Raw genomic sequence first — 12,591 nt, 5'->3', positions numbered from 1 at the left:
GGCGCAAGGGTGCGACAAAGCTTTCCGGGGACGAACGCCAACTTGCCTTGCTGGCGTCGTGGGCAACACTTACATTACGCGCGGTAGCGACGAGTTTTCCATGCCGCAATCGCCGGCAACCCTCCGCAGAGGCTTTGAATGACCACCAAGCACGCGCCTGTTCTCATTATCGGTTCCGGCCCGGCCGGCTATACCGCGGCCGTCTACGCCGCCCGCGCCATGCTGAAGCCGATGCTGGTCGCCGGCCTGCAGCAGGGTGGCCAGCTGATGATCACCACCGATGTCGAGAACTATCCCGGCTTCGCCGACCCGATCCAGGGGCCGTGGCTGATGGAGCAGATGCTGAAGCAGGCCGAGCATGTCGGCACCGACATCATCAACGACATCATCACCGAGGTCGATCTCAACGTGCGGCCGTTCCGTGCCAAGGGCGATTCCGGAACCACCTACACCGCCGACGCGCTGATCATCGCCACCGGCGCGCAGGCCAAATGGCTGGGCATCCCGACCGAACAGACCTTCATGGGTTTTGGCGTCTCGGCCTGCGCCACCTGCGATGGTTTCTTCTATCGCGGCAAAGATGTCGCGGTGATCGGCGGCGGCAATTCGGCAGTGGAAGAGGCGCTCTATCTGTCCAACCTCGCCAAGAGCGTGACGGTCGTCCACAGGCGCAGCGATTTTCGCGCCGAACGCATCCTGCGTGAGCGGCTCTTGAAGAAGGACAATGTCCGCGTCATCTGGGACACGATCGTCGACGAGATCACCGGCCGTCCCGGCAAGACACCGTTGCCGCCCTCGGTCGAAGGGCTGAAGCTCAAGCATGCGGTGACCGGCGAGGTGTCGCACCTCAAGGTCGATGGCGTATTCGTGGCCATCGGCCACGCACCGGCAGTAGAACTGTTCGCCGGGAAGCTGAAGCAGAAGCCGAACGGCTATCTGTGGACGGCGCCGGATTCGACCCGCACCGACGTGCCCGGCGTGTTCGCGGCCGGCGATGTGACCGACGATATCTACCGCCAGGCGGTGACGGCGGCGGGACTCGGCTGCATGGCCGCACTCGAGGCGGAGAAATATCTGGCCGGCATTGAGGTGCACCGCGAAGCGGCCGAGTAGAGAGTTCAGATAACGGCTTAGAAATGCCGTGTAAAAGCCTGATTTTTCATTCAGACGCCAAAACAGAACGAGGGGAATCATGGCGTTGGACTGGGACAAGCTACGCGTGTTTCACGCTGCGGCGGAGGCGGGGTCGTTTACCCATGCGGCCGAGACATTGCATCTGTCGCAATCGGCGATCTCGCGGCAGGTCAGCGCGCTCGAGCATGATGTCGGCGTGCCGCTGTTCAACCGCCACGCCCGCGGGCTGGTGCTGACCGAGCAGGGCGAGATGCTGTTCCGCACGGCGCATGACGTGCTGATGAAGCTGGAAACCATCAAGTCACGGCTGACCGAGACCAAGGACCGCCCTTCCGGCGTGCTCAGGGTGACGACGACGGTCGGTCTCGGCGCCGGCTGGCTGACTGAACGGGTGCAGGAGTTCATCGAGCTCTATCCCGAAATCAGCCTGCAGCTGATCCTCGCCAACGAGGAACTCGACCTCACCATGCGCCAGGCCGATTGCGCCATCAGGCTGCGCCAGCCGCAGCAACCGGACCTGATCCAGCGCCGGCTGTTCACCGTGCACTTCCACCTCTACGCGGCGCCTTCCTATGTCGCCAAGTACGGCAAGCCGGCTTCGGTCGCCGAGCTGAAGGCTCATCGCATCGTCACCTTCGGCGTGCCGGTGCCTTCGCATCTGTCGGAGCTGAACTGGCTGGAAACGGTCGGCGATTTCGAAGGCGGACAAAGGGTGCCGACGCTGCAGATCAACGACATATTGTCGATCAAGCGCGCGGTGCAAGGCGGTGCCGGCATTGCGATGCTGCCCGACTACGTGATCAGCAAGGACTCCGACCTGGTGCAGTTGCTGCCGGAAACCGAAGTGCCATCCTTCGACACCTATTTCGCCTATCCGGACGCGATGAAGAACCAGGCCAAGCTGCACGTCTTTCGCGATTTCATCATTGCCAAGGCGCGCAGCTGGTCCTTCTGAGGGGCATATCGATATTCAGGTGATGAGGGCCTGCGAACGAGGGCTTCCTGCGCTTCCGGTACTCACGGATCCAATGTCCGCTCCGTTCCGGTTCTCGGAATCTCACGCTCTCGGCTCGGCCTGACCTCAATCTCAACATGCCCCATGTGGCTCTGCTTTGACCTAATTTAGCCCCGCCAGGGCGTCAGCCGAGGCAGCCAGCCCGGCACGTTGCGGCGGTAGGTCTCGTATTCGGCGCCGTAGCGACGGGCCAATGTCGGCTCCTCGTAGAGCCGCACGAAGGAGCCCATGGCGATCGCGCCGATGACGGCAATAGGCGACCAGCGTCCAGCTCGAGAACAGCAGCGCCTGGCCGAGGATGATCGAAAGCACGGCGACATACATCGGGTTGCGGACATGGCGGTAGATGCCGCCGATCACCAGTCTCTCGGTCGGCGCGACCGGAGCGGGCGTGCCCAGCCCTTCGAGCGCAAAGCGGCCGAAGGCATGCAGCAACGCAGCGATCGCGGCGACGATCAAGAGCCCGCCAGCAAGGACAAAGCCCGGCAGGTTCGACCACGGCAAGTCCCAGCGGTCGTTCAACAGCCAAGGCACCAGCCCGGCAATCACGCCCGGGCCTGCAATGAAGAAGGCCGCACTGCCGGCGATCGCCGAAAACGTCCGCATGGCAGCTTTCCTCCCGATTGCCTTAGAAATGAACGCCTGCTGCCCGCTTCCACGTCACTGCGCAGTTTTGGCATTTCGAGCCGAGAACCAGCGACGAGTGGCAAATCTGTAGTGGAAATTGCCCAGTGCAGCGCTCCATTTTGACGATTTTTCTGGTCCTATTGGCTCCTGGAATGGGGTAGACCACAGCCTGCGTCTTTTTGCATGCGAGTGTTGCAAAATAGATGCTTGTTTCTTGGGCATGATGAGCACATATATAGATCATCTCCTGGGCGCGTTCTCCTCCCATTAGCGCCCTCGAGTGTTCCCCTCTGGAGGTTAGCCTTAACAGGCACTTCCAATCAAACTCAGCCGGATCTTCATTGATCCGGCTTTTTTGTTGCCTGTGCCCTGCTGGGCCGGCCAAAAAATCCATCACAATTGCCGCGTAACAGTGACATGTAACCTCTGGTAACATATCGCGGACGCCCGCGGCCTGCTACGCCGACCATAGGACGCGGTGTGGTTCGGACGGGAGATGGGGGCATCACTCGTTCGGCCCGGGCTCAGGCGGCTACCGCGTCCGAACCGTTTCATCCGCCGAAGTTCGGCGGTACACAATGCGGCGGACCTGCCGTTTTACCTCCCAAGGAAACGGTCCGCAAACAAAACGACGCCCGGTCCCCGCTGGGCGTCGTTTCTTTTTTGCCCCTCGAACCGAGGCGTTTGACGATGCTGCAGGTCAGGCAGCCTTGCCGTTGGTGTTCATTGCCTCGTCAGCTAGGCGACCCGTGAGTTCGGCCATGTGGTCGAAGACGGCACGGTAGCTGGCGACGCCCGAGGTGGCAGAGCGCAGTTCGATGATCAGGTCGCCGATCTCGGCCTGCGGCATGGTGGCCTCGACGACATCCCAACCCGGCCAGCCGGGCCTCGCATCGTAACCAAGGATCTGGCCGCGCCGCTGCGGGATGAGCGCAATGATCTTCGAGGTGGCATCGGACGGCGTGACGATCTCAACCTTCATCACCGGTTCCAGCAGCACCGGCGAGCAGGCGGCCATGCCTTCCTTCATTGCCAGCCTGGCCGCCATCTGGAAGGCCATGTCGGAGGAATCCACCGCGTGGTACGAGCCGTCCGACAGGTTGACGGCGACATCGACGACGGGAAAGCCGAGCGGCCCGGACTTCAGATAGTCACGCACACCGGTTTCGACCGACTGGATGTAGGTCTTCGGCACGACGCCGCCGGTAATGGTGTCGGTGAACTGGAAGCCGGAGCCGCGCGGCAGCGGCTTGATCTCGATCACCACGTCGCCGAACTGGCCATGACCGCCGGACTGTTTCTTGTGACGGCCGCGCTGCTGCGCCGGCTTGCGGATCGTCTCGCGATAGGGCACCGCCGGCGCATGGCCTTCGACCGGTATCTGGTTCTTGCCTTCCAGCCGCTCGCGCACCACGCGCAGATGCATCTCGCCATGGCCGGACAGCACGGTCTCGGCCGAGTCCTGGTTGTGGCGCAAGCTGAGCGAGGGGTCCTCCTCGGCCAGCCGCTGGATGGCGGCCGACATCTTCACTTCGTCCTTGCGTTCCTTGGGGCGCAGCGCGAAGGCGAAGACCGGCTGCGGCGGCTCGAGCTCGATCAGCGGCTTGATGCCGCCCTTGACCGAACTCAGCGTCTGGCCGGTCTTGACCTCGTCCAGTTTGCCGAGCGCCACCGTGTCGCCGCCCTTGGCGATGGTGAGCTTGGATTGATCCTTGCCAAGCATCCGGTAGATGCCGGATACCTTGGCCGTATCGCCCCCGGGCAGCCAGAGTTCGGAGCCGTCGACGACCTGGCCGGAGAGGATGCGCGACACCGACAGTTTGCCGCCATGCGGCGTGTGGATGGTCTTGATCACCTGGACCACGGTGGCCGCGCCATCCGGCGCGCCGAGCCGCTTGCGGGTCGCATCGACGTCGGGTGCGTCGTGGCGGATCGCCTTCAGGAGGCGCAGCACGCCGTTGCCTTTCTCGGCGGTGCCGATCAGCACCGGCGTCACCGCGCCATCGCGCAGATCGGCGGCAAGATCATCAAAGATGGCGTCCTTGGGCGGCTCGATCTCTTCGAGCAGCTGTTCCATCAACTGGTCATCGTGGTCGGCCAGCGTCTCCAGCATGGAGAAGCGTGCCTCGAGCTCGCGCGCCTTTTCGTCGCCCGGAATTTGAGCCACTTCGCTCTCGGCATATTCGCGATAGATGTAGGCACGCTCCAGCGCCAGTTCGATCGAACCGATGACGACGCCGTCCTTGCGCAACGGTATCTGGCGCAGCAGCAACGGCACCGAGCTTGCCGGCTGCAGCATCTTCAGCGTGTCGCGCACACCGGTGATTGCCTTGTCGACCTTGTTGAGAAACAGGATGCGCGGCACGCCGAGATCGTCGAGCTTGCGCATGATCAGCTGCAGGGCGGGGATCTTCTTTTCGTCGGCCTCGGCAACGACCACGGCAAGGTCGCAGGCTGCCAGCACCGGCTCGGCCTCGAAGGAGAATTCGATGGAGCCGGGACAATCGACGAAGGTGATCTGCTCGCCCATGAATTCGGTGGTGGCGATCGTCGCCTCGACGCTCATGGCATGAGCCCGTGCCTCGGGCGAATAATCTGAAACGGTATTGCCTGATGAAACGGGATTTTGTCGGGGAATTGAGCCGGTACGGGCCAAAATGGCTTCGAGAAGTGTCGTCTTACCGCTTGCGAAGGGACCGACTATGGCAATGCATTTCGGTCCCGTGCGTCGTCCTCCGGCGCGAGTACCCATGACTGACCTCCACTCAGGCGTTTCCCGTAGGACCGACTGGCATACATGGTTCAGGCGTGGTCAATCGGTCCTGAGCGGCGGCCGGCCTGTTCGACCGTCGCGGGCGGTTCTTTTCGTTTCGCTACCTGCCCAAAGCCATCGTCCCACTTGTTTGCCGGCAGGGCAAGAAAAATAGAAATCCGGCACTCGGCCGCGGACACGCGCTGCTCGGACGCTGGGCGTCTGGCGGTCGAACGCTGTTGCACGTTGTTCCAGATCGGCCGAAACTGGGATAGGCGACCCGTCGCCCTCCGTTTCAAGGAACCATCGACCATGAAGATCATTGCCTGCGGTAGCGTGCCGACCATCATAGCGCCAGACAAGTATTTCACCGGCCGGGTGTTGCAGACGCCGATCATCGAGAAAGAGCCGCCGGCGCGGCTGCGGGCCACGCTGGTCAGCTTCGAGCCGGGCGCGCGCACGCACTGGCACACGCATCCGCTTGGTCAGACACTCTATGTTACCGTGGGCGCCGGTCTCGCGCAGACATGGGGCGAACCGGTCCAGGAGATCAGGGCGGGCGACGTCATCTCGTTCGCCCCCGGTGAAAAGCATTGGCATGGCGCGTCGTCGACATCGGAGATGACGCATATCGCCATGCAGGAAGCCCTTGACGGCGTCCATGCCGATTGGCTGGAGGCGGTGACCTCGGAGCAATATGGCGGCTGAGAGCCGAGCCCGGCGGGCTCCAACGCCGCGACGCTGACGGCGGCGATTGCAGCGTTCCCCACCATCGCTGCTGGTCGCCGTCCGAGGCGCGCTCGGCCAAAGAGGCGAAGCAGGGCTGACGGCCCGATCAGAAACCCGGCGGTGAAGCCGGGTTTACTGTTTAAGTGCCGGCCTAGTCAGGTCAGTGATGCCGTGAAACGCTGGATGCGCGTGCAGGCTTCTTCCAGCAGTGTCTCCGAGGTGGCGTAGGAGATGCGGAAGTTGGGGCCAAGTCCGAAAGCCGAGCCGAACACTACGGCGACACCCTCGGCCTCGAGCAGTTCCGAGCAGAAGGTCTCGTCGGTGTCGATCAGCTTGCCGGCTTTTGTCTTCTTGCCGATCAGCTGGGCGCAGGACGGATAGACATAGAAGGCACCCTCCGGAGACGGACAGGTGATGCCGCGCGCCTGGTTGAGCATCGAGACGACGAGATCGCGCCTGCCTTGAAATATCGCCTTGTTCCTGGCGATGAAGTCCTGGGGGCCGTTGAGCGCCTCGACGGAGGCCCATTGCGCGATGGTGCAGGCACCTGATGTCTGCTGGCCCTGGATCATATCCATCGCCTTGATCAACTGGACGGGACCGGCCGCATAGCCGATGCGCCAGCCGGTCATGGCATAGGCTTTCGACACGCCATTCATGGTCAGCGTGCGGTCGTAGAGTTTCGGCTCGACCTCGGCGATGGTCTTGAAGACAAAATCGCCATAGGTCAGGTGCTCGTACATGTCGTCGGTCAGCGTCCAGACATGCGGGTGCTTCAACAGCACGTCGGCAAGCGCGCGCAGTTCAGCCTCGGTGTAGGCGGCGCCCGACGGGTTCGACGGCGAGTTCATCAGCAGCCACTTTGTGCGCGGCGTGATCGCCTTTTCCAGCACAGAAGCGGTCAGCTTGAAGCCGTTGTCGATCGAGGTGTCGGCAAACACCGAGGTGCCGCCGCAGATCGCCACCATCTCGGGATAGCTGACCCAGTAGGGACGCGGAATGATGACCTCGTCGCCTGCGTTCAGGGTCGCCATGAAGGCGTTGAACAGGATCTGCTTGCCGCCGGTGCCGACGATGGTCTGCTCGGGCCTGTAGTCGAGATTGTTCTCGCGCTTGAATTTCTTCGTGATCGCCTCTCGTAGCGGCACGATGCCCGAAACCGGCGGATACTTGGTCTCGCCCCGGCGGATCGCCTCGATCGCCGCATTCTTGATGTTGTCGGGCGTATCGAAATCCGGCTCGCCGGCGCCGAGGCCGATAATGTCACGGCCGGCATTTTTCAGCTCGCGCGCTTTCTGCGTCACCGCGATGGTGGCCGAAGGCTTTACGCGGGAAAGGGTGTCGGCAAGAAAAGCCATGACCTTGAACGTCTCCATGGAAGATCGGTGCGACCAGGAGCGGCCGCGGCGCTTCTCATGTCGCATGATTTCGCGCAGTGCAAGCATTGTCGGCTGATCCAGCCGTCAATGACCCGTGATCGGGACTCGTGATCGGCAACAATAAATTCATTAACGAGCGGTAGAGGCTTGAGTGACAGGATCGCAGACCAATTCCGCCGGTTCGCGGAGCGAGGAACAGTGTCGCGCAGCATCGGGCTTGCCCACATCATCCGTCAGGACGACGGCACCTCCACCGGTGTCTGGGGCATCTACACGCTGCAGAGCGCCTTCCAGCCGATCTTCGCCTTCAACGAAGGCAAACTGTCGGTGGTCGCGTTCGAAGGGCTGATCCGGCCGTTCCGCGATGGCGAGCCGCAATCGCCGATGAATTTCTTCTCGACCTGCCCAGCCGCCGACCGTTTGCATATCGAGGCGCTGACGAGGACGCTGCATCTTCTGAACGCCGGCGCCTGCCTGCCACAAGAGGCGTCGATTTTCATCAATTTCGACCCGTCGGTGTTCACCGAACGCCCCGTTGCCGACGCCGCCTTGCGCGAAATGCGGCTGGTGCTGCATGAGGCCGGCATCGATCCACGCCGGGTCGTCTGCGAAGTGACCGAGCAGCGCTCGGCATCGCAGGCAACCCTGCACAGTTTCGTCGCGGCACTGAAAGCCAACGGCTTTCGCATCGCCGTCGACGATTATGGCGCCGACGATTCCGACATCAACCGCGTCAGGGAGTTGAAGCCGGATATCGTCAAGTTCGATGCCTATTGGATAACGCAGCTGATGGAATCCGGCGCCGGCTTCGCGCTCTTGACCACCATGGTGAGAAGCTTCGAGGCGCAAGGCATCCGGACGGTGTTCGAAGGTATCGAGGAGAGCTGGCAATTGGAGCTCGCCGAGAAATCGGGAGCATCGATGGTGCAGGGTTTCGTGCTGGCGCGGCCCGAACTGGCGCCGACCAGCTTTCGCGTCTTCGACAAGAACAGGCAGGCCCCCGCCGCCGCCGCCGACGCGCCTGCTGCCGCCCCGGCACCGCATTCGGCGCGGCAGGTGAAGGCGTTCGGACGCAGGGTGGTGCCATGAGGCTTGAGAGGCGGCGCAATGTCGGCGATGCGATCTGGGTCGACGAAGTCGGCATCGTATATGGCGTCCATGGCGAGTTCCGGCTGCGCAGCGCCTATCAGCCGATTTTCGCGCCGCGTGGCCGGTTCCTTCACGCGGTCGCCGTCGAAGCCCTGATCGAGCCACACCGCGGCGGGCGACCCGGTGCGCCACGGGTTTTCTTCGACAGTATCGCCGCCTCGGATCGACTGTTTGTGGAGACCATGTGTCGGGCGCTGCACCTCAAGAATTTCTGCAATATCGGCGTCGACGGGCTCGACCTGTACTTCAACTACAATCCGCTGATCAACGATCATCCCGGGCGGGCGTTGGCCGAGATCCGGCTGATGACCAGGCATCTCAGCGAGTTCGGTCTCGCGCCAGCCATGCTCGTCTGCGAGATCACCGAACAGGCGGCCGATGACACGCTTCTTGCCCGGTTGGCGCGCGAAATGCGGCGCGACGGCATCCGCATCGCCATCGACGATTTCGGCACCGGGCACTCGACGGAAGAGCGGGTGAACCTGCTCAAGCCCGACATCGTCAAGATCGACGGCATCTGGTTCGCGGAGTTCTGCCGCCACGCAGCCGCCGAACGCTTTTTCCGCCCGCTGGTTTCCAGCCTGCATGACCGCGGCGCCAAGGTGCTGGTCGAAGGCATCGAGCAACCCACCCATCTGCGCGTCGCGCTCGAAGGCGGCGTTGATCTTCTGCAGGGTTATCTTCTCGCCCGCCCGGCGCTTGCCGGCACGATATTTGATGAAAAGCCGCTGCACATCGACACGCTGCTTGGCAATGTCGGCAATGTCATCCCGTTGTTCGGCTAGGTCGCCGGTATCAGCGGCGCTGATCGTCGTACCAAAACAAATCATTGGTTGAGGGCGCCGCCGCTGCGATAATCGCGACAGCAGAGACAGCGCTCCGGGGAACAGCCATGATACTTTACGGCATGATCGACAGCGGCAATTGCTACAAGCCGCGCCTGCTGATGGCCAAGCTTGGCCTTGCTTTCACCAACGTCGAGGTGAGTTCGCACACCGGCGACACCCGGAAAGCAGACTTTGTCGCCAAGAACCCGAACGCCATGGTGCCGCTGCTCGAACTCGACGACGGCCGTCGCCTGGCCGAATCCAACGCTATCCTGCTTTACCTCGCCGAAGGAACGCGTTTTTTGCCGGTCGACAGATATGAGCGGGGACTCGCCTATCAATGGCTGTTTTTCGAGCAGTACAGCCACGAACCTTACATCGCCGTGCGCAAGGCGCTGCTGACCTTTCCCGAAAGAGCCGCGGATGCGACGCCGGAGCGGCTGGCGGTGACCCTGGAGCGCGGCAACAAGGCGCTCGGCGTGATGAACAAGCATCTGGAAGACAATGCCTTCTTCGCCGGCGGCGCGGTCAGCGTCGCTGATATCGCGCTCTATGCCTATACCCATACGGCGGAGCAGGGCGGCTTCCAGCTCGACGCCTATCCGGCGGTGGCCGCCTGGCTGAAAAGGGTGGAGGCCGATCCGGGGCACGTGCCGATCGAGTGGGTGGGTTAGTTTTGTCCTCACGCCACCGCCGCTTCGCGGCTGCTCCGGACGGGGCGCGCCAACAGGCGCGACGCCCGGTCGGGCTTGCGGCCTTCGGCCGGGGAGTGTTGGTTACTTCAAGCGATGATCGTACTCAGCGTGGGTGCCGATCCAGAACCAGATCACGTCATCATTGGTGCGGATGGCAACAGCCCGGTAATTGTCGTCAACTCGCGCCGACCAATACCGTCCAACTTGTTTGAAACGCAGTGGCCTCCGGAACGATGGGGAGGCGACGTGATTCACAGAGGGCGCGTCCGGCCAGCGCGATGGTCAGCCAGTGCCTGTTCGGCAAGCTTGTCCAATCGGCCCGAGTCGGCCTCGATCTGCCGATCCCACATGTCCGCCCGAAGCGCTTCGAACCAGACGGCAAAGGCCTTCAGTTCCTCGGCGCTCAGTTCGGCGACGGATTTTTCGATTTGCTCAAGCTTGGTCATGGCTGAATAGTACCACAAATTGGGTCAAAAGTGTCACCAGAGGTGGGACTATAGCTCCTGGCCGTCGGCGTTAAACCCCAGACAGCAAAAAGGCGGGAAAAATCCCGCCTTCCATGGTAGCCTGATCGGGAGCGTCCGGTCCGGGCTGGCAGCTATCCGCTGATCCAGCTTGTCGGGTCTTTCCGCTCCGGCGCGCTTCTCGCGCGACTATCAGTACATCCGTGACTTGCCGCGCGCCCCGGGCTCTCGCCCGGCGCGCGCTATCGCAAAATCAGGCTGCCTTGCTCAGAGATCCAGCGGACGACTTGCCAGTGCGGCGGTCCTGCTCGATCTCGAAGTTGATCTTCTGGCCTTCGACCAAGGTCGACAGTCCAGCACGCTCGACAGCGGAGATATGGACGAAAACGTCCGCGCCGCCTGCGTCAGGCTGAATGAAGCCGAAGCCCTTGGTGGCGTTGAACCACTTGACCGTTCCAGTTGCCATTTTTAATAGTCCTTCAACATTTGCTTTAGTTTGACCAGACCGAAGTCCAGCCGGTGTGCATCGAGATTTTGGAGATAGACGTCAGCAAACGCGAAGATCGCGAGGCCCGGATCGATCGGCCGAAATATCAATGGAAGGCATATAGGCTGGTTTCGCATAAAATACAAGACTGCGTGAGAAAGCCGTGATCGAGGGGCTGCCCAACGGCCGCCCCAATCTGCTGAAAACGTTGCGGCAGGTCACGCTGTCGTCGAGCGGCGGATTAGGGGAGAGGACCATGAAAACCATTCTGCTTGCCGCCTGCCTGACGCTGGTGGCGGCCGAGGCGCAGGCGATCTCGCGCTACGATCCGACGCATATGAGCTGCGGCAAGGTTCAGACGACGATAGCCCGGCAAGGCGCCGTCATCCTGCGGTACGAGTCGACGCGGGTGCCGGGATTGCCGCTCTACGACCGCTATGTGCAGAGCCAGCAATTCTGCACCATGGGCGAGGTGAGGACGCGCGCCTACGTGCCGAGCGCCGACACCAAGTCCTGTCCCGTCTATAACTGCAAGCGTCCGGACAACGACCGGCATTTCCGCAGGCGGTTCTTCCACAACAACTAGAACTTGTCCGCGTCAGAACCCGAAGGAAACCTGTGCCGGTGGCGGCGGGCCGACGCGCACGCCTTCCATGGCCAGCATCTTCTCCTTGGTAACCGAACCGCCCGGTGCCGAGAACCCGCCGATCTTGCCGCCGGCCGCTAGGATGCGGTGGCAAGGAATGACTAGCGGCACCGGATTGGCGCCGAGGGCGGCCCCGGTTTCGCGGGCGAGCCCGGCATGGCCGGCCGTCTTGGCCAACTCGCCATAGGTGGTGGTTTCGCCGAAGGAGAGTTTTCGCGCCGCGTCATAGATGGCGAGGCGGAAATCGTCGACGCCGTCGAGATCGACCGGCACGCCGGAGAAATCGACGTCCTCGCCCGCCGCGTAGGCCTTGATCGATGCGATCAACTCGACCACCCATGGCGGCTGGGCCGTGGAGGCGGAAACACCGCCATGGCGCAGCAAGCGCCGCTCCACCGCTTCGCGGCTGCGTTCGGGCAGACAGAGCCGGATCAGGCCCTTTTCACTCCAGGCAATGCCCATGAAACCGATCACTGTTTCTAACACCGCGTGGCCGGCCGTGATCGAAGACGTCGCGTCCATGATGCGTTCCTTTCCGCAAAGTGGAGAAAACCGGGATTCGCCCCAGTACATATCCAGAACAATATGGCATCGGGAGCCAAGTCTTGCCACCCGAAAACCAGCTGATGGCCCCGATTGCCGGTCATGAATCGCTGGTGTAAGGGATTTCTTAACACCCCGACAAAT

Annotated in this window: 12 protein-coding genes and 1 pseudogene; 7 read left to right on the top strand and 6 right to left on the bottom strand. The window is 62.4% G+C overall.

Annotation, left to right across the window (positions count from 1 at the left end):
• Window positions 1–138: 138 nt before the first annotated feature.
• A complete protein-coding gene (trxB, locus tag NKI20_RS05105) occupies window positions 139–1,113 on the top strand; it encodes a thioredoxin-disulfide reductase (RefSeq protein ID WP_023761284.1) in 975 nt (324 codons plus the stop codon).
• Between the two features lie 79 nt (window positions 1,114–1,192).
• Window positions 1,193–2,089 carry a LysR family transcriptional regulator gene (locus NKI20_RS05100; RefSeq protein ID WP_023761285.1) on the top strand — a complete coding sequence of 299 codons (897 nt, stop codon included), beginning with the start codon at window positions 1,193–1,195 and terminating at the stop codon, window positions 2,087–2,089.
• Between the two features lie 167 nt (window positions 2,090–2,256).
• On the opposite strand, the pseudogene NKI20_RS05095 reads toward NKI20_RS05100, so the two are convergent.
• Window positions 2,257–2,755, bottom strand: a pseudogene (locus NKI20_RS05095) (methyltransferase family protein).
• Window positions 2,756–3,476: 721 nt separating this feature from the next.
• Window positions 3,477–5,528 (bottom strand): elongation factor G, encoded by a 2,052-nt coding sequence (locus tag NKI20_RS05090; protein ID WP_352828889.1) that lies wholly within the window; start codon window positions 5,526–5,528, stop codon window positions 3,477–3,479.
• Window positions 5,529–5,840: 312 nt separating this feature from the next.
• Between NKI20_RS05090 and NKI20_RS05085 the strand changes: the two genes are divergently transcribed.
• Window positions 5,841–6,236 (top strand): (R)-mandelonitrile lyase, encoded by a 396-nt coding sequence (locus tag NKI20_RS05085; protein WP_352730090.1) that lies wholly within the window; start codon window positions 5,841–5,843, stop codon window positions 6,234–6,236.
• Window positions 6,237–6,412: 176 nt separating this feature from the next.
• Here the strand turns inward: NKI20_RS05085 and NKI20_RS05080 are convergent, their stop codons facing one another.
• A complete protein-coding gene (locus NKI20_RS05080; protein ID WP_352608505.1) occupies window positions 6,413–7,615 on the bottom strand; it encodes a pyridoxal phosphate-dependent aminotransferase in 1,203 nt (400 codons plus the stop codon).
• A gap of 219 nt (window positions 7,616–7,834) precedes the next feature.
• On the opposite strand from NKI20_RS05080, the gene NKI20_RS05075 reads away from it, so the two are divergent.
• From NKI20_RS05075 to NKI20_RS05065, 3 genes are all read left to right on the top strand, one after another.
• On the top strand, window positions 7,835–8,725 hold the full coding sequence (locus NKI20_RS05075; protein WP_352828886.1) for an EAL domain-containing protein: 891 nt from the start codon (window positions 7,835–7,837) through the stop codon (window positions 8,723–8,725).
• A complete protein-coding gene (locus NKI20_RS05070; protein ID WP_352828884.1) occupies window positions 8,722–9,570 on the top strand; it encodes an EAL domain-containing protein in 849 nt (282 codons plus the stop codon). The genes NKI20_RS05075 and NKI20_RS05070 overlap by 4 nt, the downstream gene beginning before the upstream one ends.
• A gap of 107 nt (window positions 9,571–9,677) precedes the next feature.
• On the top strand, window positions 9,678–10,286 hold the full coding sequence (locus NKI20_RS05065; protein ID WP_352828883.1) for a glutathione S-transferase family protein: 609 nt from the start codon (window positions 9,678–9,680) through the stop codon (window positions 10,284–10,286).
• 272 nt (window positions 10,287–10,558) lie between these two features.
• Here NKI20_RS05065 and NKI20_RS05060 read toward each other — a convergent pair whose 3' ends face one another.
• Both NKI20_RS05060 and NKI20_RS05055 read right to left on the bottom strand, forming a co-directional pair.
• Window positions 10,559–10,753, bottom strand: coding sequence for a hypothetical protein (locus NKI20_RS05060; RefSeq protein WP_352828881.1), 195 nt, complete (start codon window positions 10,751–10,753; stop codon window positions 10,559–10,561).
• Between the two features lie 271 nt (window positions 10,754–11,024).
• Window positions 11,025–11,237 (bottom strand): cold-shock protein, encoded by a 213-nt coding sequence (locus tag NKI20_RS05055; protein ID WP_010910991.1) that lies wholly within the window; start codon window positions 11,235–11,237, stop codon window positions 11,025–11,027.
• A 277-nt stretch (window positions 11,238–11,514) separates the two neighbouring features.
• Here NKI20_RS05055 and NKI20_RS05050 point away from each other — a divergent pair, with 277 nt between their 5' ends.
• Window positions 11,515–11,844 carry a hypothetical protein gene (locus NKI20_RS05050; RefSeq protein WP_352828880.1) on the top strand — a complete coding sequence of 110 codons (330 nt, stop codon included), beginning with the start codon at window positions 11,515–11,517 and terminating at the stop codon, window positions 11,842–11,844.
• Between the two features lie 12 nt (window positions 11,845–11,856).
• Here NKI20_RS05050 and NKI20_RS05045 read toward each other — a convergent pair whose 3' ends face one another.
• The gene (locus tag NKI20_RS05045; protein WP_352828878.1) at window positions 11,857–12,426 is read right to left on the bottom strand and encodes a methylated-DNA--[protein]-cysteine S-methyltransferase; all 570 of its coding nucleotides are present in this window, start codon (window positions 12,424–12,426) and stop codon (window positions 11,857–11,859) included.
• Window positions 12,427–12,591: the final 165 nt, after the last annotated feature.

The organism is Mesorhizobium sp. M0830 (assembly GCF_040319965.1).
Classification (GTDB): domain Bacteria; phylum Pseudomonadota; class Alphaproteobacteria; order Rhizobiales; family Rhizobiaceae; genus Mesorhizobium.
Note: the sequence above shows the minus strand (reverse complement) of the source record. Positions and strands in the feature narration are given on the sequence as shown.

Excerpts from the sequence above, each read along its gene's own strand:
- NKI20_RS05100 (WP_023761285.1), top strand. The coding sequence starts at position 1,193 with ATGGCGTTGGACTGGGACAAGCTACGCGTGTTTCACGCTGCGGCGGAG.
- NKI20_RS05085 (WP_352730090.1), top strand. The coding sequence starts at position 5,841 with ATGAAGATCATTGCCTGCGGTAGCGTGCCGACCATCATAGCGCCAGAC.
- NKI20_RS05060 (WP_352828881.1), bottom strand. The coding sequence starts at position 10,753 with ATGACCAAGCTTGAGCAAATCGAAAAATCCGTCGCCGAACTGAGCGCC.
- NKI20_RS05045 (WP_352828878.1), bottom strand. The coding sequence starts at position 12,426 with ATGGACGCGACGTCTTCGATCACGGCCGGCCACGCGGTGTTAGAAACA.
- NKI20_RS05065 (WP_352828883.1), top strand. The coding sequence starts at position 9,678 with ATGATACTTTACGGCATGATCGACAGCGGCAATTGCTACAAGCCGCGC.
- NKI20_RS05055 (WP_010910991.1), bottom strand. The coding sequence starts at position 11,237 with ATGGCAACTGGAACGGTCAAGTGGTTCAACGCCACCAAGGGCTTCGGC.
- NKI20_RS05070 (WP_352828884.1), top strand. The coding sequence starts at position 8,722 with ATGAGGCTTGAGAGGCGGCGCAATGTCGGCGATGCGATCTGGGTCGAC.
- NKI20_RS05080 (WP_352608505.1), bottom strand. The coding sequence starts at position 7,615 with ATGGCTTTTCTTGCCGACACCCTTTCCCGCGTAAAGCCTTCGGCCACC.
- NKI20_RS05090 (WP_352828889.1), bottom strand. The coding sequence starts at position 5,528 with ATGGGTACTCGCGCCGGAGGACGACGCACGGGACCGAAATGCATTGCC.
- trxB (WP_023761284.1), top strand. The coding sequence starts at position 139 with ATGACCACCAAGCACGCGCCTGTTCTCATTATCGGTTCCGGCCCGGCC.
- NKI20_RS05050 (WP_352828880.1), top strand. The coding sequence starts at position 11,515 with ATGAAAACCATTCTGCTTGCCGCCTGCCTGACGCTGGTGGCGGCCGAG.